Below are 24,332 nucleotides of genomic sequence, written 5' to 3'. Positions count from 1 at the left end.
GGGCCGCTGGGTCAGGCGGGCCGGACGTCCGCCGCGGTCTGCGCCCACGCGCCGACGTCGCCCTTGGCGAGCGCCACGGCGAGCAGGTCCGGGAAGGCGTCCGGGGTGCAGGCGAACGCCGGGACACCGAGCGCTGCGAGGGCGGCGGCGTTCTCACGGTCGAAGGAGGGCGCACCGCTGTCGGACAGGGCGAGCAGGACGACGACCTGCACCCCGGCAGCGGTCATCGCTGCCACCCGGCGGAGCATCTCGTCGCGGACGCCGCCCTCGTAGAGGTCGCTGATGAGCACGAAGAGGCTGTCGGCGGGCCGGGTGATGAGGCTCTGGCTGTACGCGATGGCCCGGTTGATGTCGGTGCCGCCGCCCAGCTGTGTCCCGAAGAGGACGTCGACCGGGTCGGAGAGCTGCTCGGTGAGGTCGACGACCTCCGTGTCGAACACGACGACGGACGTCCGCAGCGACCGCATCGAGGCGAGCACCGACCCGAAGACCGAGGCGTAGACGACGGACTCCGCCATCGAGCCCGACTGGTCGATCGCGAGGACGACGTCGCGGGCGACGACGTTCTGCCGACGTGAGTAGCCGACGAGCCGCTCAGGGACGACGGTGCGGTGCTCGGGGAGGTAGTGCTTGAGGTTCGCGAGGATCGTCGCACCCCAGTCGATGTCCGCCGGACGGGGCCGGTGGGTGCGCGTCGACCGGTCGAGCGCCCCGGTCACCGCGGACCTCGTCGCGGCGGCGACGCGCTCCTCGACCTGCCGGACCACGGTCGCGACGACCTGCCGGGCCGTGGCGCGAGTGGTCTCGGGCATGACCCGGTTGAGGGAGAGGAGCGTCCCCACGAGGTGGACGTCCGGCTCGACGGCACCGAGGAGCTCCGGTTCCAGCAGGAGGTGCGTGAGGTTGAGCCGGTCGACGGCGTCGCGCTGCATGACCTGGACGACCGTGCTCGGGAAGTAGGTGCGGATGTCGCCCAGCCAGCGCGCGACGCGCGGGGCCGACCCGCCGAGACCGGCAGAGCGCGGTCCGCTGCCGGCCCGGCGACCTGCCGTGTCGTCGTCGTAGAGTGCGGCGAGCGCGCCGTCCATGCTGGCGTCCGCGCCGGTGAGCGTGCAGCCGGGGTCGCCCGCCTGGCCGAGCAGCAGCCGCCACCGTCGCAGCCGGCCGGCCTCGTCGAGAGGTGCGTCGTGGGCAGTCATGTCGCTCCCAGGATGAGGGCGACCGTCGCGAGGGCAGGCAGCACCTGCTCGTCGTCGAGGTCGAGGTCACGGAACGTCGTCGGGGTGGAGGAGGCGGCGCCCGGTCGCCGGCGGACGGCGTCGCCGACGGCGCGCCGCTCCGGAGCCACGAAGGTCCCGAAGGTCCGCCGGAGCAGGGGCAGGACGTCGATGAACGCGTCCTCGGCCAGGCCCGTGACCCACCCGTCGAGGAGCCCCAGCAGCTCGGGGTCGTTGACGAGGAGCAGCCCGCCGCCGTCGAGGAAGCCCTCGACCCAGGCGGCCTTCGTCGGGGTGGGCGTCCCCACGGAGAGCACCCGTCCGAGGCGCACGGACGCGTCCGCGGGGGAGATGGAGCCGACGTCTCGCAGGAGCCGTGCCGCTCGCCCGGACAGGATCCCCGAGACCGGGTGCGTCCCCTCCGCGCGGTCCGCGACGACGAGCAGGCTGCCCAGCCACAGGTCGCGGCCCGGACCGTCGGCGTCCCGCAGGAGGACCGCCTCGTGGACCGCGTCGAGGGACGTGCGCAGGGCGCGGGCGGCGTCGTCGTCGAGGTTCGTCGCGGCGGCGGGGAGCATGGCGCACAGGCGGACGAGGAGCGCGTCCGCGACCCGGGACAGCCCCGCGGTGTCCGTGCCCCGCACGTCCGTGTACCGCTCGGCGCGGACGAGCGGCGGCAGCGCGCCCGCCAGGTGGGTGATGTCCTCGTCGTGCGCGGCGCGCACGTCCAGCTGCGCGAGCAGCGGCCCCAGCGCGTCGGGCAGGTCCGCGAGCAGGCACTGCTCCACGAGGGCGGTGATCTGCGGCAACGTCCCGTGGGTCGCGGTGTCGACTGCTCGCGCGGTCGCGGCACCGGCCACCGTCGTGCCCCACAGGGACGCCTCGACCACGGCGACGGAGAGCTCCGGGCGCCACAGCACGGACCACGTCTCGCGGAAGGTACCCGTGCTCCGGGTGCGTGACGCGGTCGGCACCCCCCACCTGACGCCGAGGAGCGTGAGCCGGTGCAGGAGGCGGGACCGTCCGAGGTCGGTGGGCTTGCGCAGGTCGAGCTCGAGCGTCCGCTCGAGCGCCTCCTGAGGGAGGCGCAGGCGGCGGGACACGGCGCGCAGATCGGCGGCGAGGGGCACGGTCGGGACGCTGTCCGGGACGGCGCCGAGCGCCTCCCCGACGACGAGCCGACCGGTCACCAGCCCCAGCAGGGTGTCGTCACCGTCGCAGAGCACCGCCCGCGTCGCCTCCGTCACCTCCTCCAGGCCCGCGACGGGCCGGCCGCGCATCGACGCGAGCGCATCCGCGAGGCGCACCGCCTCGATGACGTGGGCGGAGGACACCGGGAGGTCCTTCTCCCGCAGGACGCGTGCGACCTTGACGAGCCATCGCGCGACGACGTCGTCCTCGCTGACGAACAGGTGGTGGTACCAGCCCGGCGAGGTGATCCCCGCGCCGTAGCCCGACGTGCGAGCGAGCCGGGAGGACGTCCACGGGACCCACGTGACCGAGGTGCTCCGGCGGGGCAGACCACGCAGCGTGCGGATGTCCCCCGCGGCCGGTGGGAGCCGACCGTCGAGCGCCGGGGCGTGCCACGCGCCGCAGACGACAGCGACGCGCTGCGCGCCGCTCTTGAGCGTCGCCCGCAGGGTCTGGCGCATGTGCGCCTCGCGGCGGTCCTCCCGCAGCTGCTCGACCTCGGGGAGCGGGGCCGCGGCAGCCCGCAGCTCCGCCATCGCCTCGGTGAGGACGGGGAACGGCGTGGGTGTGTCGCGTCGCGACTCCACGACGTCCTCCCACCACCGCTCGGGGTCCGTGTACCCGGCGGCGGCGGCCAGCGCCGCGACCGGGTCACGACGCAGGTCGACGGCCGAGTCGTCGGGGACGCCGGCGTCCTCCTCCTCGGGGTCGTCCTCGGGGCCGACCGTGGGAGATGGGGCGTCGACCGCTGCGGGCGGCTCCGCCGGTCCGGGGCCGTCGAGCTCCCGCTCGCCGAGGACCGCCGTCGTGGGCAGGTCGCAGAACCGCACCGGCACGCCGTTGTCGGCCGCCCAGCGCAGCGCCTGCCACTCGGGGGAGAACACGGCGAAGGGCCAGAACGCCGCGGACGCCGGAGCATCGGTCTCGTAGGCGAGCAGCGCCACCGGCGGGACCAGCCCCAGGTGGTCGCCGAGGGCGGCGAGCGGGTCGGCGTCCGACGGCCCCTCCACGAGCACCACGTCCGGGCGGAGCCGGTCGAGCGCCGCGAGGACCGCGCGCGCCGAGCCCGGCCCGTGGTGGCGCACGCCCATGACCTCGACCTGCGGCACCGCCGGCACCGGCGGGGGCGCCGACGCCTCCGGCGCAGCGGACGAGCCGTGCGGACCGGGTGCAGCGAGCACCTCGGTCATCCGCTGACCTCGCGGCACGCCCCGTAGAAGTCGTTCCAGCCGTCGCGCTCGCGGACGACGGCCTCGAGGTACTCGAACCAGACGGCCTTGTCCGCGACCGGGTCCTTGATGACGGAGCCGATGATCCCGGCGGCGATGTCTCCCGCGCGGAGCACGCCGTCGCCGAAGTGCGCTGCGAGGGCGAGACCGTTGGTCACCACGGAGATGGCTTCTGCGGTCGAGAGCGTGCCGGAGGGACTCTTGAGGCTCGTCCGTCCGTCGAGGGTGCGGCCGGACCGCAGCTCACGGAACACGGTCACGACGCGACGGATCTCCTCTGCCGCTGCCGGGACCTCGGGAAGCTCGAGCGCGCTGCCGAGCTGCTCGACGCGCCGGGTGACGATGTCGACCTCTTCCTGCTCGGTGGCCGGCAACGGCAGCACGACGGTGTTGAACCGTCGTCGGAGCGCCGAGGACAGCTCGTTGACGCCCCGGTCACGGTCGTTGGCGGTCGCGATGACGTTGAAGCCCTTCGCGGCCTGGACCTCGGTGCCGAGCTCGGGGACCGGTAGGGACTTCTCCGACAGGATGGTGATGAGGGCGTCCTGGACGTCGGACGGGATGCGCGTGAGCTCCTCCACGCGGGCGATCTTCGCGTCCCGCATCGCGGTGAGCACGGGGGAGGCCACGAGGGCCGCGGGGGTGGGGCCCTCCGCCAGCAGCCGGGCGTAGTTCCACCCGTAGCGGATGGCTTCCTCGGAGGTCCCGGAGGTCCCCTGGACGAGCAGCGTCGACTCCCCGCACACGGCGGCGGCGAGGTGCTCGCTCACCCACGTCTTCGCGGTGCCGGGGACACCGAGCAGGAGCAGGGCGCGGTCGGTCGCGAGCGTCGCGACGGCCACCTCCATGAGCCGGCGCGGGCCGACGTACTTCGGGGTGATGACCGTCCCGTCCGGCAGGACGCCGCCCAGGAGGTACGTGACGACCGCCCAGGGCGACATGGACCACGCCGGTGGGCGGGGGCGGTCGTCCAGGGCGGCGAGCGCACCGAGCTCGTCGGCGAACGCCTGCTCGGCGTGCGGGCGCAGCAGAGGCACGGCGGGGGTGATGGTCACTGGAGCTCCTCGATCATCTGGCGGCGGTACAGGAGGGTGTCGGCGAGCGTGAGGATCGTGCGGCGCCGGGGGTCGTCCGGGGGGAGACCGCCGGCGGCGGCACGGAGCCGCGACTCGGTGCCGGTGTCGGTGGGCAGGTCCCTCGACGCCTGGCGCGCGACTGCTGAGTGCTCGTGCGCGGGAGAGGGGCTCCCCGTGAGCCATCGCAGGACGGCGTCGACGACCGGTGCGGGCCACGGGCCGGCCACCGACGCCAGCGCGGAGCCGACGACTGCGTGCCGTCTGCCTGCGGCCGCCAGCGCGGCGGCTGGGTCGGCCGGCTGGTCGCCCAGGCGCTCGGCGGTGTCCGACGCGAGCGTCGTGACCACGAGGCCTACGCGCTCGGCCGGGGGCAGCAGCCGGAGGAGGTCGACGGAGAGCCCACCGGTGGTCGACGGCGCGAGCAGCCGCGCCCAGGTCGGGTCGGACTCTCGGACGGCTGCCCTGGCCCACCCGAGGTGCAGCACGTCGGCGAGGTCGTCGGCGACGGGGAGGGCGAGGAGCGCCTCGGGGGAGAGGCCGGTGGACTGGGTCCAGAGGTGCAGAGGTGTGGTCTCGACGAGGTGCCGGAGCAGCCAGGCGCGGTCGCCCGTGCCCCGCGGCGTCTCGAGCATGCCGGCCGGCCACGGGGTGGTGTCGCCCGCGTCCGGGAGGGTCACGACGATGCGTGGACCGGGTCGTCGTGCCATGAGGCTCGGACGTGGCGGGTGCTCCACCCGGACGCAGGCCAGTGCCCGAGCCGCCGCCTGCACCTGGAACCGGCCGCCCGGCACCCGCGCGAGCAGGTGGGTTGCGACCGCCCGCACGTCCTTGCGCCGGTCGGCGAGCGCGCGGTCGAGAACCTCCTCGTCCGGGAGATCGAGCCCCCTGGCGAGGGCCTCGACGAACGCGAGCCGGCTGTCCCCGTCCTGGCGGTTCCAGTCGAGGGCGAGGAGGGCAGCGCGCGCCGCGGCCGCGTCGGCCCGCCGCAGCGCGCCGAACCAGCGCTGCCGCTCGAGAGGGGTGCCGTGGGTCCAGGTGGTGTCCACGGACGAGCTGTCCACGGACGAGGTCTCCGGCGACGCCGTCTGCGTCGGCGCAGCCGCGTCGGCGCGGTCGAGCGTCCGTGCCCACCGGTCGCGGTGCGCTGCGAGCCAGCGTCCTCGCTCGCCGAGCACCGGGAGGACGGCGGTCCGGTGGGTGCGTCGCGCGGCCCAGTCGAGCAGCGCCGGGAGGCGGTCGGGTGGGACCCGCAGGCCTCGACGGCCCGCGGCGTCCAGCCACTGGTCGAGGAGTGCGTCGGCATCGTCCCGGGCGCCCGAGAGGAGGCCGTCGAGGCGCGCCGCCGCTGCGCGGGAGACGAGCGGCGCTGTCTCGAGGGGGGCACGGTCGAGGGCCGCGCGGTCACGGGCTGTGCCGTCGAGAGGCGCGGTGCCGGCCGGCACGGCCCGGGTCTCGGGCCTGAGGCCGGCGCGGCGGGCCACGGTGAGGAGGGCTGCCGCGTCGAGCAGCCGGGCGGCCGGGTCCGTCTCGGGAAGCCGGGCACCGACCTCCCCGACCGCGCCGGGAAGGGTGGACGGGTCCACGGGGCGGCGTGCCGCGCCGAGCAGAGCCGCGGAGACGAGGGCGTCCCACGGGTGCTGGTCCGTGGTCAGGTCGGCGGTCGCGTCTGTGGTCACAGCGACACCAGCCCTTCTGGGGTGCGCACGGACCGTGCGCGCAGGACGTCGTGCTGCAGGTCGCCGACGACGGTGAGGGGGTGCCCGCCCGCGACGGCGAGCAGCACCCAGAGCGAGTCGTGCTCACAGAGCGGCAGGGTGCTCCCGGTGGGGTCGACGACCGCCCACCCCGTGGTCGTCCCGTCGGCGGAGGGCAGGACCGTCACGTCGTCGAGCACCACGGGGATCTCGGTCGTCCAGGGGTCGGCGGCGACGGCTGCGGACCACCGGACGACGACGTCGGCGAGGTTCTCGCCCGGGGCACCGCCGAGGGGCGCAGGCTCCCCGTGGCGCGTCCCGACGATGCCGCGCAGCGTGACGGCACCCGGGTAGAGATGGATGTCGGCGTCGATGCTCGTCCCCGGCACGAGAGACGCGTCGAGCGCCTGCTGGCCCGCGGCGAACGACAGCACGAGCACGCTGCGTCGGCTCGCCACGCCTCGGAGGTGGACGCGGCGCACGGTGAGCCGGCCCTCGGTGGCGTCGTGCAGCGAGAGCACGTCCCAGCGGTCGCGGACCGGCGGGACGGCGAGGACGTCGTCCGTGCGGACGGGGTAGCCCACCCGGGTCCGCACCGTGGTCACGAGGTCGGTCGGCAGCGCGTCGACGCGACCGTGGGCCGCGACGAGAAGGCGCAGGAGGGCGAGCTCCTCGAGCAGGCGTCCTGGCCACCCGTCCCCGGATGCCGCCACGGTGGAGAGCTGCCGGACGGCGCTCGCCAGCCCTGGTGCCTGAGCATCGACGAGCCGTGCGGCGACGGGCTCGGTGAGGGAGTAGCCGGCACGGTCGGCACCTGCGAGCCCTGTCCGCGCGAGGTCCCGCAGCCACAGGTCGAGCTCGGCGACGCCGCCGGCGACATGGTCGGCTCGCTGCGCTGCGCGTCGTGCAGCGGCTGCCGGGTCCGCCGGGGCACCGCCGGACTCCTCGGTCGCGGGCCGGGCCGCGCGCTTCTCTCGCGCCGCCAGCCAGTCCGCGGCGAAGTCGCTCGGTGCGTCCTGCTCGGGCACGCCGCCGCCCGACCACAGCAGGAGCAGCCCGAGAGCGTGCTTGCAGGGGAACTTCCGGCTCGGGCACGAGCACTTGTACGCGGGCGCCGCGAGGTCGACCACCGTCTGGTACGGGTTCTTCCCCGAGCCCGCGCACAGCCCCCAGAGCACGTGCGGTGTCGCGCTCGCGCCGGTACCCGACCACGACGCGGGACCGGACAGCTTGCGTCCGGCCGCGACAGAGGCCGCGTCGGGGGCGACGGCAAGCACCTGCTCAGGGCTCCAGGGGGTCGGCACGGCGACACGCTAGCACCGGGCGTCTGACATCCGCAGGGGTGTCGGTGCAGGTCGCGGACGATGAACCGGCCGGCACGTCCCGTCCGTCGGCGGGGCCGCCGTCAGAGTCGTGTCAAGAGCCCCGCCACGAGCGTCAAAGATGCGTCAGAGCCGGCCTCGACCAGCCCCGGGCGGGCGTAGACCGGAGGTGCGCACGGTTCACGTGCGCCGGCCTGGCCTGCACCGACCCGTGTCGGGCATGCCGACCGACCGACGTCCGAGGGCCTCACGACCATGGCTGACACAGCCTTCATCCTCTTCACGCTGGCGTTCTTCGCCGCGCTCGCCGCGGGGGCCAGGCTCGCCGCCCGCTCCGAACCGGGACGGGGTGCCGACCGATGAGCTCCACCTGGGCGGCGATCGGCCAGATCGTGCTCCTGCTCGCGGCGCTCGCCGCGGTCCACCGTCCGCTCGGGGCGTACCTCGCGGCCGTGTACACCTCCCCGCGGCACCTGCGGGTGGAGCGGGCCGGGTACCGGCTCGCCCGCGTGGACGCCGACGCGGAGCAGCGGTGGACCTCCTACCTCTTCTCGCTCCTCGGCTTCTCGCTGGCCTCGATCCTCGTGCTCTACGTCCAGGGCCGGCTCCAGCACCTGCTGCCGGCGAACCTCGGCGTGGCGGCGTTCGACCCCGCCGGCGCCTGGAACACCGCGGTCTCCTTCGTGACGAACACGAACTGGCAGTGGTACTCCGGCGAGGCGGCTGCGGGTCACGTGTTCCAGATGGTCGGCCTCGCCGTGCAGAACTTCGTGTCGGCCGCGGTCGGCATCTCGGTGGCGATCGCCCTCGTGCGCGGTCTCCAGCGCTCCGGCACGGACGCGCGCATCGGCAACTTCTGGTCCGACCTCACGCGCACGTGCGTGCGCGTCCTCCTACCCCTGTCGCTCGTCGCCGCGGTGGTGCTCATCGCCACAGGTGTCATCCAGAACTTCGACGGACCCTCTGCGGTGCAGACCCTCTCGGGCGGCTCCCAGCACCTGCTCGGTGGGCCGGTGGCCTCCCAGGAGGCGATCAAGGAGCTCGGCACCAACGGTGGCGGGTTCTTCAACGCCAACTCGGCGCACCCCTTCGAGAACCCGACGCCGGTGAGCAACCTTCTCGAGATCTTCCTCATCCTGCTCATCCCCTCCGCCCTCCCGCGCACCTTCGGGATCATGGTCGGCGACCGGCGCCAGGGCTGGGCCGTCCTCGCCGTCATGGCGACGCTGTGGGTCGCGAGCCTCGCGCTCCTCACCTGGGCGGAGATGTCCGGTCCGGGCGCCGCGGCGCAGGCCGCCGGCGGCGCTCTCGAGGGCAAGGAGGTCCGCTTCGGGACGGCCGGGTCAGCGCTGTTCGCCGCCGCGACCACCGGCACCTCGACGGGCGCCGTCAACGCGATGCACGACTCCCTCACCGCACCGGGCGGGGGCGTCGCGATGGTCAACATGCTCCTCGGCGAGATCGCGCCCGGCGGCGTCGGCAGCGGCCTCTACGGCATGCTCATGGTCGCGATCCTCGCCGTCTTCGTCGCCGGCCTCATGGTCGGGCGCACCCCCGAGTACCTCGGCAAGAAGATCGGCCAGCACGAGATCACCCTCGTCGCGGTGTACATCCTCACGATGCCGCTGCTCGTCCTCGTCGGCACGGCGGTCGCCGTCTCGGTCCCCGCCGGTCAGGCAGGGATCCAGGAACTCGGTCCGCACGGGCTCTCCGAGGTCCTCTACGCGGTGACGTCGGCGAGCAACAACAACGGGTCGGCCTTCGCGGGGCTGACCGTCTCGACGCCGTTCTACAACACCCTCCTCGGCATCGCGATGCTCGTCGGCCGCTTCGTGCCCATCGTCCTCGTCCTGGCGCTCGCCGGGCGGCTCGCGAGCCAGACGTCTTCTCCGACGTCCGCCGGCACGCTCCCGACGCACCGTCCGCTCTTCGTCGGGCTGCTCGCGAGCGTCGCCGTCGTCGTGGTCGGCCTGACCTTCGTCCCCGTCCTCTCCCTCGGCCCGATCGTGGAGTCCCTGTCATGAGCGCACAGACGCTGCAGCACCCCGACGCACCACCCCGCACCCCAACCACCGAGGCCGCCGCCGCACCCCGGAGGAGCAGCGCCCTCAGCTGGCCGACGGTGCGCGCCGCCCTGCCCGGCGCGTTCCGCAAGCTCGACCCGCGGCAGATGCTCCGCTCGCCCGTCATGCTCGTCGTCGAGGTCGGTGCGGTCGTCTCCACCGTCCTCGCCGTGCTCGATCCCTCGGTCTTCGCCGTCGCGATCGTCGCGTGGCTCTGGGCCACCCTCCTCTTCGCGACGCTCGCCGAGTCGGTCGCCGAGAGCCGCGGCCGGGCCCAGGCGTCGAGCCTGCGTGCCACGCAGACGCAGACGACGGCGCGACGGCTCGACGCGGGAACCCCCGTCGAGGTCCCGTCCTCGAGCCTCCAGGTCGGCGACGTGGTCGAGGTGCGCGCCGGCGAGACGATCCCCGGGGACGGCGACGTCATCGAGGGCGCCGCGTCCATCGACGAGTCGGCGATCACCGGCGAGTCGGCCCCGGTCATCCGGGAGTCGGGCGGCGACCGCTCGGCCGTCACCGGTGGCACGACCGTCCTCTCGGACTCCGTCGTCGTGCGGATCACGGCACCCGCCGGGTCGACGTTCGTGGACCGCATGATCGCCCTCGTCGAGGGCTCCGAGCGGCAGCGCACACCGAACGAGGTGGCGCTGAGCATCCTCCTCACCTCGCTCACGGCCGTCTTCCTCCTGGCCGTCGTCACCCTGCAGCCGTTCGCCGTGTACTCCGGTGCACGCCAGTCCGTCCTCGTCCTCACCGCGCTGCTCGTGTGCCTCGTGCCGACGACGATCGGTGCGCTCCTGTCCGCCATCGGCATCGCCGGGATGGACCGGCTCGTCCAGCGCAACGTGCTCGCGATGTCCGGCAAGGCCGTCGAGGCGGCCGGTGACGTCGACGTGCTCCTGCTCGACAAGACCGGCACCATCACCTACGGCAACCGGCAGGCCACCGAGCTGCTCGCCGCACCGGGGGCCACGACCGACGAGCTCGCCCGTGCGGCCCGCCTCGCCTCGCTCGCGGACGAGACCCCGGAGGGGCGCAGCATCGTCACCCTCGTGGACGGCGCTGCGCCTGCGGACAGCGCTGTGCCAGCGGACGGGGCTGCGGCGGGCGACCTGCCGGGCGCGCGCCTCGTCGCGTTCAGCGCGTCGACCCGGATGAGCGGGATCGACCTCGAGGACGGTCGCAGCATCCGCAAGGGCGCCGCGTCGGCGGTCCGGTCGTGGGTGCAGTCGACGGGCGGGACTGTCCAGGACGGGGTGCAGGACCTCGTCGACACGGTGAGCTCGAGCGGCGGGACGCCGCTCGTCGTGGCTGAGCGGTCCGGCGGCGACGCTGCCCGCGTCCTCGGTGTGGTCCACCTCAAGGACGTCGTCAAGGAGGGGTTGCGCGATCGCTTCGACGAGCTGCGCGCCATGGGCATCCGCACCGTCATGGTCACAGGGGACAACGCGATCACCGCGCACGCGATCGCGAACGAGGCGGGCGTCGACGAGGTCCTCGCCGAGGCCACGCCCGAGGACAAGCTCGCCTACATCCGCACGGAGCAGGAGGGCGGACGGCTCGTCGCGATGGCCGGGGACGGCACCAACGACGCCCCGGCGCTCGCGCAGGCGGACGTCGGCGTCGCGATGAGCTCGGGCACGTCCGCGGCCAAGGAGGCCGGCAACATGGTCGACCTCGACTCGGACCCGACGAAGCTCATCGAGATCGTGCGGATCGGCAAGCAGCTCCTCATCACGCGCGGTGCCCTGACGACCTTCTCCATCGCGAACGACGTCGCGAAGTACTTCGCGATCCTCCCGGCGATGTTCATGGGGGTCTTCCCCCAGCTCGGGGTCCTCAACGTCATGGGGCTCGCGAGCCCGCAGTCCGCGATCCTCTCGGCCGTGATCTTCAACGCGCTCATCATCCTCGTGCTCATCCCGCTCGCGCTGCGCGGGGTCGCCTACCGGCCCGCGCCCGCGGCCACGATGCTGCGCCACAACCTCCTCGTCTACGGCGTCGGCGGTCTCGTGGCCCCCTTCGTCGGCATCAAGCTCATCGACCTCCTCACCTCACTCCTCCCCGGGATCGGCTGACATGACCCTCCACCCGCCCACCACCACTCCTCGCGCCTCCGGCGCTGCTCATCCCGCGGGCCTGCGTCGTACCGGCGTCTCGCTGGTCCGCCAGACCCTGGCCGGCCTCCGGGTCCTGGTCGTCCTGTCGCTCCTTCTCGGCGTGGCCTACCCGCTCGTCGTCCTCGGCATCGGGCAGGCGGCCTTCCCCTGGCAGGCGAACGGCTCCCTGCTGCGCGCCGACGGCACGCACGTCACGTCGCGTGACGCGTCGGCGGATGGCGAGAGCCCGGTCGTCGGCTCGGCCCTCGTCGCGCAAGGCTTCGACGGCGACGAGTGGTTCCACCCGCGCCCCTCGGCCGCGGGCGACGGATACGACACCCTGGCCTCGGGCGGCTCCAACCTCGGGCCCACGTCCCCGGACCTCGTCGTGACCATCGAGGAGCGACGAGACACGGCCGCGAGCACCGAGGGCACCGACCCGGGTGCCGTCCCGCCCGACGCCCTCACCGCCTCGGCCTCCGGGCTCGACCCCCACATCTCGCCCGAGAACGCCGCCCTCCAGACCGCCCGCGTCGCCGAGGCACGCGGCCTCTCGGAGGACGACGTCACGGCCCTCGTCGAGGAGCACACGGACGGCCGTGACCTGGGCGTCCTCGGTGAGCCGCGCGTCAACGTGCTCGAGCTCAACCTCGCACTGGGCATGATGTCCTCATGAACACGGTGTCCCCATGAGAGCAGTCTCCGCATGAACGCTCGTCGCGGACGCCTCACCGTCTACCTCGGGGCCGCGCCGGGCGTCGGCAAGACCTTCGCGATGCTCGACGAGGCGCACCGGCGCCGCGCGCGCGGGACGGACGTGGTCATCGCGTTCGTCGAGACCCACGGCAGAGCAGGGACGGCGGCGCAGGTCGGCGACCTCGAGACCGTCCCGCGGGCGCGCGTGGCCTACCGCGGCACGGTGCTCGACGAGATGGACGTCGCCGCCGTCCTCGAGCGGGCCCCCGAGGTCGCGCTCGTGGACGAGCTCGCGCACACGAACGTGCCCGGCTCCCGCAACCCCAAGCGCTGGCAGGACGTCCACGAGCTGCTCGCCGCCGGCATCGACGTGGTGACCACGGTCAACGTGCAGCACCTCGAGTCCCTGGGGGACGACGTCGAGAGGATCACGAGCGTCCGTCAGCGCGAGACCGTGCCCGACCACGTGGTGCGGGCGGCCGACCAGGTCCAGCTCGTCGACCTCCCGCCCGACGCGCTGCGCCGCCGCCTGGCCCACGGGAACGTGTACCGGGCCGAGCAGATCGACGCGTCCCTGTCCTCCTACTTCCGCCTCGGCAACCTCACAGCGCTGCGCGAGCTCGCGCTCCTGTGGCTGGCGGACAGCGTCGACGACGCCCTGACGAAGTACCGGACCGACCACGCCATCGCAGAGTCCTGGCCGGCCCGCGAGCGGATCGTCGTCGCCGTCACCGGCGGCCCCGAGGGGCAGACCCTGCTGCGGCGCGGCGCACGCATCGCCCAGCGCGCCGCCGGCTCGGAGCTCCTCGCCGTCCACGTCCTCGCGACGGACGGGCTACCCTCCGCCGGACCCGCCGCCATCGCCGCCGACCGCACCCTCGTCGAGGATCTCGGCGGGACGTTCCACACGGTCGTCGGCGAGGACGTGCCCTCCGCGGTCGTCGACTTCGCGCACGGCGTCAACGCGACGATGATCGTCGTCGGCGTCTCCCGGAGCTCGCGGCTCCGCGAGGCGGTCCTCGGGTCGTCGGGCGCGCAGATCGCCCAGCTCGCCGGTGCCATCGACGTCCACCTCGTCACCCACGAGCGCGCCCGGGCGGGTGCCCGTCTCCGGCGCGGCTGGTCCCCGCTGTCGACCGCGCGCCAGGCCGCGGGCTGGGTCCTCGCCCCCCTCCTGCCGGCGGCGCTCGCGGCCACCTTGCAGTGGGGCGTGCAGACCGCGTCGCTGCCGACGGAGCTCATGCTCTTCCTCGCCGGCACGGTCGGCGTCGCGCTCGTCGGCGGTCTCTGGCCGGCCGTGCTCGCGGCCGTCGCCTCGTTCTTCTGCCTCAACTGGTTCTTCACCGCCCCGACGGGCCGCCTCACGGTCGCCGACCCGGAGAACCTGCTCGCCCTCGTCGTGTTCCTGCTCGTGGCGGCGGCCGTCGCGTCGGTCGTCGACCTGGCGGCGCGCCGGTCCGCCCAGGCGTACCGGGCCCGTGCCGAGGCGTCCACACTCGCCGCGCTCTCGCGGTCCGTGCTGTCCGGAGACGACACGGCCGAGGCCGTGGTCTCTCGGCTCGCCGAGACCTTCGCCGTCCCGGAGGTCCGCCTCGAGGAGCGCAGCGCGGAGGGCGGGCCGTGGACGGTCGTCGCCCGCACCGAGCGCACGGCCGCGCGGCCCCCCGACGGGGCGGAGCAGACGTCCCTGTCGATCAGCGTGAACCGCCGTCTGGTCGCGGTCGGGCGGGCGCTGCCGGCGAGCGACCACCGGGTGCTCGAGGCGTTCGCGGCGCAGGCCGGGGTCGTGCTCGAGTACCGGCGCCTGCGGGAGCAGGCCGCCCAGGCTGCTGCGCTCGAGCAGGCCGACGCCGCCCGGACCGCTCTCCTCGCGGCCGTCTCCCACGACCTGCGCACGCCGCTGGCGTCGATCCGTGCCGCGATCGACGGGCTGGCGTCACCCGACGTCGAGATCGCCGAGGACGACCGCTACGCCCTGCTCGAGACGATCGCCGAGTCCACGACGCGGCTCGAACGGCTCATCGCGAACCTCCTCGACCTCTCGCGGATCCAGGCCGGAGGCGTGCGCGCGGCGCTGCGACCGTGGTCCGTCGACGAGTTCGTGCCCCTCGCGGTCGAGCCGTTCACGGCGGAGGAGGTTCTCCTCGACGTCCCGGACAACCTGCCGCTCGTCCTCACCGACGCCGGCCTCGTCGAGCGCGTCGTCGCGAACATCACCGCGAACGCCGTCCGCTTCTCTCCGCCGGGCGTCCCCGTGCGGATCACCGCCTCGCGCCGACCGGGGGAGGTCGAGCTCCGCGTCGCCGACCGTGGTCCCGGCCTCGACCAGCAGAGCAGGGACCGGATGTTCGAGCCCTTCCAACGTCTCGGTGACGCGTCGCCCGGCGGCCTCGGCCTCGGGCTCGCCGTCGCGCGCGGCCTCGCGGAGGCCGTCGGCGCTACGTTGGTAGCCGACGACACGCCCGGAGGGGGACTCACCATGGTGCTCACGCTGCCCACCGCGCCCGAGGCGTCCGACGAGCCGGCGGCCGCAGCATGAGCGGTCCCGCCCGCCCGGTCGCGGCTCCCGGCAACCGTGTCCTCGTCGTCGACGACGACGCGGGGCTCGTGCGCGCCCTGACGATCAACCTCCGGGCCCACGGCTGGGACGTCACGACCGCGACCGACGGGGCGAGCGCGCTCGACGCCGCCGCTCGCGTGCACCCGGACGTCGTCCTCCTCGACCTCGGGCTGCCCGACCTCGGTGGCCTCGACGTCATCGAGGGCATCCGTGGGTGGAGCCGCGTCCCCATCGTCGTCCTCTCCGCACGCCAGCTCGGCGACGACAAGGTCGACGCGCTCGACGCCGGCGCAGACGACTACGTGACGAAGCCGTTCGCCATGAACGAGCTCCTCGCGCGGCTGCGCGCAGCGGTCCGGCGCGCAGCCCCTGCCGACGGCGCCAGCCCGGACGAGCCCGTCGTCGAGGCGGGCGACCTGAGCATCGACCTCGCACGCCGCCGGGTCCAGCGCGCGGGGACGGACGTGCGGCTGAGCCCCACCGAGTGGTCCCTGCTCGAGGTGCTCGTCCGCAACCGCGGCCGGATGGTCGGGCACGTGCAGCTCCTCCATGAGGTGTGGGGCCCGGCCTACTCCGCCGAGACGAACTACCTCCGCGTGTACACGGCGCAGCTGCGCCGCAAGCTCGAGGAGAACCCGTCCGCGCCGCGTCACATCATCACCCAGCCGGGCATGGGGTACCTCTTCGAGGTGTGACCAGGGGTGATGCGCGACGTCCCGTCGGACTCCTCACGAATCCACCGGCCGAGCCGATCAGAGATGCATCACACGATCGGAGCACCGAGATGACCACCACACCTGAGAAGACCAAGGACGAGATCATCGACGTCCTCGTGGCCGCGCTCGCCGTCGCGAAGGGTCGCAGCGAGGCGACCGTCCGGTGCGAGTTCGGGCTCGAGCCGGTGCCCGCGGCGCTCGGGCAGATCGGGTCCCGCTCGAGCGAGCACGACGCGCCGGAGCGCCAGGAGGAGATGCTTCTCAGCGCCTGATGTGCGACCGTCGGACGGTGACGACCTCCGACCCAGCACTCCGCCCTGTACCCGGTCCCGCCGCCCCCACCAGCACCGATGCGCGTTCCGGCGTCACCGCAGCCGAGATCACGGGCGCGACGGGTCCGCGCCGCCGCGACCGCGCCGTCGGCGTCGTCCTGCCGCGCGACCTCCCCGCCGCGTCCGTCCTCGACTTCGCGCGCCGCGCGGAGCAGATCGGGCTCGACGAGCTGTGGGTCGTCGAGGACCTCGGCTTCCGGGGCGGCATCGCCCAGGCCGCCGCGGCGCTCGCGGTCACGTCACGGATCCGCGTCGGCATCGGCATCCTGCCGGCCGCCGCGCGCAACGTCGCCTTCACCGCGATGGAGCTCAACACCCTCGCCGAGCTCTTCCCCGGGCGCGTCCACGCGGGAGTCGGGCACGGCGTCTCGGTATGGATGGAGCAGGTCCACGCCACCGTGCGCAGCCGGCTGCGCTCCTTCGAGGAGACCATGACGGCGCTCGACGCCCTGCTGCGCGGCGAGGAGGTCACCGTCGACGGCACCTACGTGCGCCTGGACGGGGTGGTCCTCGAGAGCCCGGCCGCCCACGTCCCACCGGTGCTCGCCGGCGTGCGCGGCCCGAAGTCGCTCGCGCTCGCGGGCCGCGTCGCCGACGGGATCGTCCTCGCGGAGCCCGCGACACCCGAGTACATCCGCGGGGCGCTCGCGCAGGTCGGGAACCCCGACGCCCGCGTGGTCGTCTACGACGTCGCGAGCATCGACGACGACCGGGCGCGCGCCCTCGACGTGGCGCGACCGGCGCTCGAGTGGATCGGCGAGCCCGACTGGGCCCCGCACATCGCGCCCCTGGACTTCGCGGACGACTTCGCCGCGCTGCGCGCCGGCTCCGCGAGCCGGGCGGAGTTCGCCGCCGCGCTCCCGGACGCCTGGGTGGAGCAGCTCGCCGTCGCGGGCACGCCGGACCAGGCGCGCGCCCGGGTCGGGCAGCTGCACGACGCCGGAGCCGACGCCGTCGTCCTCATCCTCGCCGGCGCCGACCCGTGGGCGGCGCTGGAGAGCCTGGCGGGGCTCGTCGGCTGACACCCGGACGGCGGCGCGCTGCGCCTTCCTCGGTGGTGGGCACCGAACCTAGGCGCTGACCGACTCCAGCACCTCGGCGAGCTCCGCCGGTCGGCTCACCATCGGCCAGTGCCACGTCGGGAGCTCGACGTAGGTCCAGTCGCCGTCGATCATGTGCGCGAACACGGGAGCATGCGGTGCCATCTGCTGCAGCTGCTCGAGGCTGAAGCTGCAGAGCACGCCGGTCCGTGGCAGCCGCTCCCAGGCGCCGGTGAGCGTGACCGGCTGGGTGGCGGTCCGCCAGGGCTGCGGCCGCGAGCCGTCGACGAGCGCGGCGACGGCCGCGTCGTCGACCTCGGGCACGTCGGCGGCGAGGACGGCCCAGGGCGGCGGCGGGAGCCTCCAGCCCTCCCCGTGGGTCCTGACGAGGGCGTCGTTCTCCGTGCGCGCGTCCGGTCCCTCGAAGTCGGCCTGTGCCATGCCGTCGGGCAGGGGGCCCGTGTCGACGTAGACCAGGCGTGCGACGCGCTCAGGGACGCGGTCCGCCGCGCCGGTCGTCACGAGGGCGCCGTAGCTGTGGCCGACGAGCACGACGTCGTGCAGGTCCTGCTCCTCGAGCAGGCGGACGACGTCGTCGATGTGGGTCGTCAGGTCGGTCTCGGGCGAGGCGAGGTGGGCGCGCTCGCCCATGCCCGTGAGGTCGACGGCGTGCACGACGTGGCCGCGCTCGCTGAGCATGTCTGCGACGGGCCGCCAGACCCTGGCGCCCAGCCAGAAGCCGGGGACGAGGACGTAGGTGGTGCTTGTGGTGGTGTTCATGAGGGGAACGCTAGGCTCGTTTGTGGACAGATTCAGCCCGGTATGAAAATCTGCCTGATCGAGCTCTGAGCAGCGCCGAGGAGACCCATGACCCGCCCGACCGCTCGCGTGCTCGCCATGCTGGAGCTGCTCCAGGCGGGCGGGCAGCGGACGGTCGGCGATCTCGCTGCTCGGCTCGACGTCGACGAGCGCACGGTCCGGCGCTACGCCGAGCACCTCGCCGACCTCGGCATCCCCGTGCGGGCGCAGCGGGGCAGGTACGGCGGCTACAGCCTCGCCCCCGGGTACAAGCTGCCGCCCCTGATGCTCACCGACGACGAGGCCCTCGCCGTCGTCCTGGGCCTCCGGGCGGCGGAACGCGCGGGGCTCGCCACCACCGACCACACAGCGGCGGTGAGCGCGCTGGCCAAGGTGTCGCGGGTGCTGCCGCGGGCTCTGGGCCGGCGCCTCGACAGCCTGCTGTCGACTGCCCAGTTCACGACCTCGGTCCGTGCCGTCGCTCCCGTCGGCGCCGACGCGCTGCTCGGTCTCGCATCGGCGGCGCAGGCGCGGCGCACCGTGGTCATCGCGTACACCGCCTGGGACGGACGGGAGTCGCGGCGGGTGCTCGACGTCTACGGCCTGGTCTTCCACTCCGGCCGTTGGTACGCGACCGGGCACGACCACGGCCGCGACGACGTGCGGACCTTCCGCCTGGACCGCATCGCCTCGGTCGAGCAGGGCGACGGCTCCTTCGACGTGCCCGCCGACTTCGACGCGAGGACGCAGGTCGTCTCGGGCATCGCGGCGGTCGGGTGGTCGTACGAGGTCTCCGTGGTGCTGCGGACCACCCTCGCGGACGCGGGCGAGCGACTGCCCCCGAGCGTGGGACGGCTGAGCGAGCACGCCGACGGCGTCCTCCTCGAGGCGCGCGCCGAGCACCTCGACGGCATGGCGTGCATGCTCGCCGGTCTCGGCTGGGACTTCGAGGTGATCACCCCGGACGCCCTGCGCGACGAGGTCCTCGCGCTGTCCGACCGTCTCCGGGAGAGTGCGGCGCGCGGCGCGGTCGCCTCCGCGCGATTGGGCACCCCGCCGGAATGTGCGCAACCACGTCGAGATGTCGACGCCTAGTTTGCGGCTTTTGCTTGACGATCGGTAAAAGGTGCCCCTACGGTCATCCCATGGTCAACGGCGACCCACAGCAGGCTCCCAGTTTTCTGCCGCTGGACCACCACCCTTCAAGGAGGAAGAGTGCGATCACGAACAGCTCGACGCCCCAAGGCCCTCGCGGCCCTGCTGGGCCTGTCCCTGCTCGGTTCGGCGGTGACGGCGACAGTCCTGCCCACGGCCGCGGCCGCCGACGAGCTGCCACCCCAGCAGCCGGGGGTCACCCTGCGGACCTACGCCCTGGGGGTGCCGCAGCAGGCGATCTGCGAGATCCGGCCCGGCACGACCCCGAACGTCGACAAGCTCATGGAGACGATCGACTGGACCACGACCGAGCAGTTCGGCGCGACGGACAACTTCCGCACCGACGCGATCGCCACCCTCCACGCGCCCGTCGACGGTGAGTACACGTTCCGGCTGACCAGCGACGACGGGTCCCGGCTCGTCATCGACGACCAGCTCGTGGTCGACAACGACGGCCTGCACGCGTCGCTCCCCAAGGACGGTGCCGTCACGCTGACCGCCGGCCACCACGACCTGCTCGTGGAGTACTTCGACGCGGGCTACGACCAGGCCCTGCGCCTGGAGTGGCGCGCACCGGGCTCGGACGCGTTCGTCGTCGTGCCGTCGACGGCACTGAGCACCGACCAGGACGTCGTGCGCGTCACCGCGCCGGGGACCAAGTCCTGCGTCGGCGACACCGACACCCCCGGGGACGGGCTGCGGCTGGACGCCGTCCACCCCAACTACACGCTCACCGACCTCCTGCCCGAGGGCTTCGAGCCCATGGTCTCGGCGCTCGACTGGACCGACAGCGGCGACCTCGTGCTCGTGACCTCAGGATCCGTGAGCCCGAGCGGACCGGTGCCCGACCCGGAGCCGGGCGAGGTGTTCGTGCTCAGCGGCGTGACGGGGGAGACCACCGCCGATCAGGTGACCGTGACGAAGGTGGCCACCGGCCTGCTCAACCCCATGGGCGTCGCGTCCGTCGACGGGTCCCTCTACGTCTCGGAGCGGGACCGTCTCACCGAGCTCACCCCGGACACCGACGGCGACGGGCTGCTCGAGCACCGCACGGTGGCCGAGTGGCCGTACGGCGGCACCTTCCACGAGTTCGCCTTCGGTCTCCTCCACGACGCCGACTACTTCTACGTGACCCTGTCGGTCGCGATCGACAACGGCGGCGCGACGACGAACCCGCAGCCCGCCGAGAACCGCGGGACGAGCATCAAGATCGACCGGGAGACCGGTGAGGTCTCCTACGTCGCCGGCGGTCTGCGCACCCCCAACGGGCTCGGCTGGGGTCCCCAGGGGGAGATGTTCGTCATGGACAACCAGGGCGCGTGGCTGCCGTCGTCGAAGCTGCTCCACGTCGAGCAGGACAGGTTCTTCAACCACTACTCGAACCCGGCCGGACCCTTCGACGCCAACCCGGTGACCAAGCCGGTGCTGTGGCTGCCCCAGAACGAGATCTCGAACTCGCCGAGCAACCCCGTGCTGCTCGAGGAGGGGCCGTTCGCCGGCCAGATGCTCTTCGGTGACGTCACCTACGGCGGGCTGCAGCGGGCGTTCCTCGAGGAGGTCGAGGGCGAGTACCAGGGAGCAGCCTTCCGCCACACCGCCGGGCTCCAGGCCGGCGTGAACCGGACCGTCGTCGGCCCCGACGGCGCCGTCTACGTCGGTGGGATCGGCGAGGCGGGCAACTGGAGCGAGGCGGGCAAGCTCACCTACGGGCTGCAGAAGCTCACCCCGAACGGGACGAACGCCTTCGACATGACGTCGATGAGCGTCACCGAGGACGGCTTCGACGTCGTCTACACCCAGCCGCTCTCGGAGGACACCGTGCAGCGGATCACGGAGGACGCCGAGGCCGGCTACGACGTGCAGCAGTGGCGCTACATGCCCACGCAGCAGTACGGCGGACCGAAGATCGACGAGGAGGTGCTGCTCGTCACCGGGGCGGAGGTGTCCGAGGACCGCACGACCGTCAGCCTGACCGTCGACGGCCTCAAGCCGGACCGCGTCGTGCACCTGCGCTCGCCGCGGCCGTTCACCGACGCCGACGGTGCCGAGCTCTGGAGCACGGAGGCCTGGTATACGCTCAACACCCTCCCCGGCTACGAGGCCCCGGACGACCTCGGCTACCACGAGGCCGAGGAGGCGCAGATGCTCGGCGGCGCCGGCATCGCGATGGACCACAGCGGCTACTCCGGCTCCGGGTTCACCGCCGGTCTCCAGGCCCCGGGTGCGTCCGTGACCTTCACGACCGAGGTCGACGAGGCCGGCACCGTCCCGGTCCACCTGCGGTACGCCAACGGGCCCGATCCCTTTGCAGGGACCAAGCGCATGTCGCTGTACGTCAACGGCGTCGAGGTGGACCCGGTCGACCTCCCCAGCACCGGGGACTGGAAGACCTGGGGGACCCTGACCCGGGAGCTGGACCTCCGTGCGGGAGTCAACACGATCTCCTTCCGCTACGACGAGGGCGACGACGGGAACGTCAACATCGACGTCCTGCGCGTCGGTGCCGACCCGGACATCTGCGCACCGAGCACGCCCGAGGACGGCTACACCGCGCTCTTCGACGGCAGGCTCGCGAGCCTCGACGGCTGGCGTCTGGCCGGGCCCGGTGGCTTCGGTCGGCAGGCCGACTGCACGCTGCGCACCCAGGGTGGGCTCGGCCTGCTCTGGTACACGGAGCAGGAGTTCGGCGAGTACAGCCTCAAGCTCGACTGGAAGCTCTCGAAGGACGACAACGGTGGCGTGTTCGTCGGCTTCCCGAACCCGGGGAACGACCCGTGGGTCGCCGTGAACCAGGGCTACGAGATCCAGATCGACGCGAGCGACGAGGCGGACCGCACGACGGGTGCCATCTACACCTTCCAGGGGGCGGACGCCGACGCGGTCGACCAGGCGCTCAACCCGGTGGGGCAGTGGAACGCCTACGAGATCGAGGTGGAGGGCGACACGATCCGCGTGCACCTCAACGGCGTGCTCGTCAACGAGTTCACCAGCACGGACCCGGCGCGCGACCTGTCCTCGGGCTTCATCGGCCTGCAGAACCACGGGGCCGGCGAGGCGGTCTCCTACCGCGACGTGCGGATCCGGACCACGTCCGAGCCGTCCGGTGCGATCGAGCTCGAGGACGGTGAGCTCGACGGCGGGGCGAAGGTCGGCACGGAGCACGCCGGGTACACCGGCTCCGGCTACGTGCAGGGCTTCGAGACCCTCGGTGCAGGCGTGACCGCGACGGTGGACGTGGACGCCGCGGGCACGTACCCGGTGACGGTGCGCTACGCGAACGGCCCGAACCCGTTCGACGGGCCGAAGACCGTCTCGCTGCACGTCGACGGCACCGACCTCGGGCAGGTCACCCTGCCGAGCACGGGGCAGTGGTCGGTGTGGTCGACCGTGACGGTCAACGTCCCACTGCAGGCGGGCGCGAACGCCGTCACCCTGCGCTACGAGGACGGGGACGACGGGAACGTCAACCTCGACAACCTCACGGTCGGCGAGGCGCTCGTGATCTCACCACCCGTGACGACGGCCACGGTGAGCCCCGAGCCCGTGGGCGGGTGGCACACGGTCGAGCCGACGGTGACGCTCGCGGCGGAGGACGCCGAGGGCGTCGCGTCGACGGAGTACCGGATCGGCGACGGCGACTGGCTCACCTACGAGGCGCCGTTCGTCGTCCCCGGTCAGGGTGAGCACACCGTGTCCTTCCGCTCGACGGACACGCTCGGTGCCGTCGAGGAGCCGGTCAGCCTGGCCGTCAAGGTGGACTCCGTGGCGCCCGCGGTCGCCTTCACCAGCAACGCCGGCAGCTACACGGTGGACCAGAAGGTCACCATCGGCTGCGCAGCGACCGATCCGGCGCCCGGGTCGGGGGTCGCCACCACCACGTGCACGGACGTCGCGGTCCCGGCCTGGACGTACGGCCTCGGCAGCCACGCGCTCACCGCGTCGGCGACCGACGTCGCAGGGAACGTCGGCGAGGGCGCCACCGAGCTGTCGGTCACGGTCACGTTCCGGTCGCTGCGGTCGCTCGTGAGCACCTTCGGCGAGCGCTGCCTGCCCACGGTGGTGATCAACGGCGTGCTGGTGCTGGCCGAGCACACGCGCAACGCCACAGCACGCGGGCTGCTCCTGACCATCGTCGAGAGGCAGATCGCGCAGCAAGCCGGCAGGGCCTTCACCGTCCAGGAGGCGCGGGTGCTCGCACCGCTGGTGACGGCGCTGCGCTGAGGAGGCGGGTGGCTGACCGGCTGGACGATCGGCTGGAGGAGCCCGGCAGGTGTTGCCGGGCTCCTCCAGCTGCGCGGGTCGCACTGCGTGCCGACACGTCGGTGGCGGTGCGTAGCCTGGCAACCTGACGTCGAGACCCTGGACGCTCGTGAGGTCAAGTGGAGGGAGGGGCTTCCGGGCCGAATTCCAGGGCGCGGCAGCGCATGCACCGGTACCGTGGAGTACGGGCCGTCCCGTATCGCCCTTGGCGCTAGCGAGTTTGCGGTGCCAACAGCCTGGTGGGGGTCGTCAACTGATGCACTGACTGTGCCGAGTCGATGGTCGGCTACGCCGCCTCTTCGTCGCAGTCCGCACTTACCGTCACAACTTCGAACTCGACGACGTGACCGACGAGATCGCCCAATTCGCTGAGCGCAGGGTCCAAAACCGCACCGTCGACTCCTTCCGCGGCTGATCCGCCAGGTCGCGGCGATCTGCTGGGAACGACGCCGGATCGTCGAGCGCGTGTGCGGGATCGCCGTGCTCGGGCTTCCACGCTCAGATCACTCTCTCAACGGCCTCAGCCCTTTGAACGTGCCGAGTGTAGAAAACCCTAGACTCCGAACCACTGCACCGGGAGAGCCCATGTCCGGGACGGCAGAAGACGGCCCGCGGGAACCACATCGAATAGCACATTCGCATCCGTCCGGTCGCGAGCCTGCCAAAGCTTGACGAGCTGTCTATCCGTCCCAAGGAGGTGGACCGCGCAGTCATCGCATCAGTCAGCGTGAGGAGCGAGGAGCGCGAGGCGACAACCCATGTATGCCACCGGGATGGATCCTGCGGCCTGTAGAGTGCACTGCGGCATGGTCTCGGACCACCACGATCCCGCGCACTGGACCGCTAACAGTTCTCTGCGCCCGGCAGATCCGCGATTCTTCGAC

General features: G+C 73.2%; 15 protein-coding genes. 9 read left to right on the top strand and 6 right to left on the bottom strand.

The features are described 5' to 3' along the window. Window positions 1-11 precede the first annotated feature (11 nt). The 5 genes from ABKW26_RS09940 to ABKW26_RS09920 are packed head-to-tail and all read right to left on the bottom strand — an operon-like array spanning window position 12 to window position 7,711. Window positions 12-1,199 carry a VWA domain-containing protein gene (locus ABKW26_RS09940; RefSeq protein WP_348593214.1) on the bottom strand — a complete coding sequence of 396 codons (1,188 nt, stop codon included), beginning with the start codon at window positions 1,197-1,199 and terminating at the stop codon, window positions 12-14. Further along, window positions 1,196-3,598 carry a DUF5682 family protein gene (locus ABKW26_RS09935; RefSeq protein ID WP_348593212.1) on the bottom strand — a complete coding sequence of 801 codons (2,403 nt, stop codon included), beginning with the start codon at window positions 3,596-3,598 and terminating at the stop codon, window positions 1,196-1,198. The genes ABKW26_RS09940 and ABKW26_RS09935 overlap by 4 nt, the downstream gene beginning before the upstream one ends. Further along, window positions 3,595-4,692: an AAA family ATPase gene (locus ABKW26_RS09930; protein WP_348593210.1), complete on the bottom strand. Its 1,098-nt coding sequence runs from the start codon at window positions 4,690-4,692 to the stop codon at window positions 3,595-3,597. The genes ABKW26_RS09935 and ABKW26_RS09930 overlap by 4 nt, the downstream gene beginning before the upstream one ends. Then, entirely contained in the window at window positions 4,689-6,389 is a 1,701-nt protein-coding gene (locus tag ABKW26_RS09925; protein WP_348593208.1) for a DUF5691 domain-containing protein, read from the bottom strand. Before ABKW26_RS09925 ends, ABKW26_RS09930 begins: the two co-directional genes overlap by 4 nt. After that, window positions 6,386-7,711: an SWIM zinc finger family protein gene (locus ABKW26_RS09920; RefSeq protein WP_348593206.1), complete on the bottom strand. Its 1,326-nt coding sequence runs from the start codon at window positions 7,709-7,711 to the stop codon at window positions 6,386-6,388. Before ABKW26_RS09920 ends, ABKW26_RS09925 begins: the two co-directional genes overlap by 4 nt. Window positions 7,712-8,088: 377 nt before the next feature. Between ABKW26_RS09920 and kdpA the strand changes: the two genes are divergently transcribed. The 7 genes from kdpA (at window position 8,089) to ABKW26_RS09885 (ending at window position 17,217) form a co-directional block, all read left to right on the top strand. Beyond that, complete coding sequence (kdpA, locus tag ABKW26_RS09915; RefSeq protein WP_348593204.1) at window positions 8,089-9,753, top strand: potassium-transporting ATPase subunit KdpA; 1,665 nt, start codon at window positions 8,089-8,091, stop codon at window positions 9,751-9,753. Then, on the top strand, window positions 9,750-11,870 hold the full coding sequence (gene kdpB, locus ABKW26_RS09910) for a potassium-transporting ATPase subunit KdpB (RefSeq protein ID WP_348593202.1): 2,121 nt from the start codon (window positions 9,750-9,752) through the stop codon (window positions 11,868-11,870). Before kdpA ends, kdpB begins: the two co-directional genes overlap by 4 nt. 1 nt (window position 11,871) lies before the next feature. After that, window positions 11,872-12,567, top strand: a complete 696-nt coding sequence (gene kdpC / locus ABKW26_RS09905) for a potassium-transporting ATPase subunit KdpC (protein WP_348593201.1) — start codon at window positions 11,872-11,874, stop codon at window positions 12,565-12,567. Window positions 12,568-12,597: 30 nt separating this feature from the next. Next, entirely contained in the window at window positions 12,598-15,126 is a 2,529-nt protein-coding gene (locus ABKW26_RS09900; protein ID WP_348593199.1) for a DUF4118 domain-containing protein, read from the top strand. Then, complete coding sequence (locus tag ABKW26_RS09895; protein ID WP_348593197.1) at window positions 15,123-15,842, top strand: response regulator transcription factor; 720 nt, start codon at window positions 15,123-15,125, stop codon at window positions 15,840-15,842. The genes ABKW26_RS09900 and ABKW26_RS09895 overlap by 4 nt, the downstream gene beginning before the upstream one ends. 89 nt (window positions 15,843-15,931) lie before the next feature. Next, window positions 15,932-16,135 (top strand): hypothetical protein, encoded by a 204-nt coding sequence (locus ABKW26_RS09890; protein WP_348593195.1) that lies wholly within the window; start codon window positions 15,932-15,934, stop codon window positions 16,133-16,135. Between the two features lie 17 nt (window positions 16,136-16,152). Continuing rightward, on the top strand, window positions 16,153-17,217 hold the full coding sequence (locus ABKW26_RS09885; RefSeq protein ID WP_348593193.1) for an LLM class flavin-dependent oxidoreductase: 1,065 nt from the start codon (window positions 16,153-16,155) through the stop codon (window positions 17,215-17,217). A 48-nt stretch (window positions 17,218-17,265) separates the two neighbouring features. On the opposite strand, the gene ABKW26_RS09880 is transcribed toward ABKW26_RS09885, so the two are convergent. Continuing rightward, window positions 17,266-18,015 carry an alpha/beta hydrolase gene (locus tag ABKW26_RS09880; protein WP_348593191.1) on the bottom strand — a complete coding sequence of 250 codons (750 nt, stop codon included), beginning with the start codon at window positions 18,013-18,015 and terminating at the stop codon, window positions 17,266-17,268. Between the two features lie 87 nt (window positions 18,016-18,102). Between ABKW26_RS09880 and ABKW26_RS09875 the strand changes: the two genes are divergently transcribed. Then, complete coding sequence (locus tag ABKW26_RS09875) at window positions 18,103-19,128, top strand: YafY family protein (RefSeq protein ID WP_348593190.1); 1,026 nt, start codon at window positions 18,103-18,105, stop codon at window positions 19,126-19,128. Between the two features lie 120 nt (window positions 19,129-19,248). Continuing rightward, a complete protein-coding gene (locus tag ABKW26_RS09870; protein WP_348593188.1) occupies window positions 19,249-23,409 on the top strand; it encodes a family 16 glycoside hydrolase in 4,161 nt (1,386 codons plus the stop codon). The last annotated feature ends 923 nt before the right edge of the window (window positions 23,410-24,332 follow it).

The sequence above is a fragment of the Sanguibacter sp. 25GB23B1 genome, assembly GCF_040012415.1.
Taxonomy (GTDB): Bacteria; Actinomycetota; Actinomycetes; order Actinomycetales; family Cellulomonadaceae; genus Sanguibacter.
This window is presented reverse-complemented; position numbering and strand designations above follow the sequence as displayed.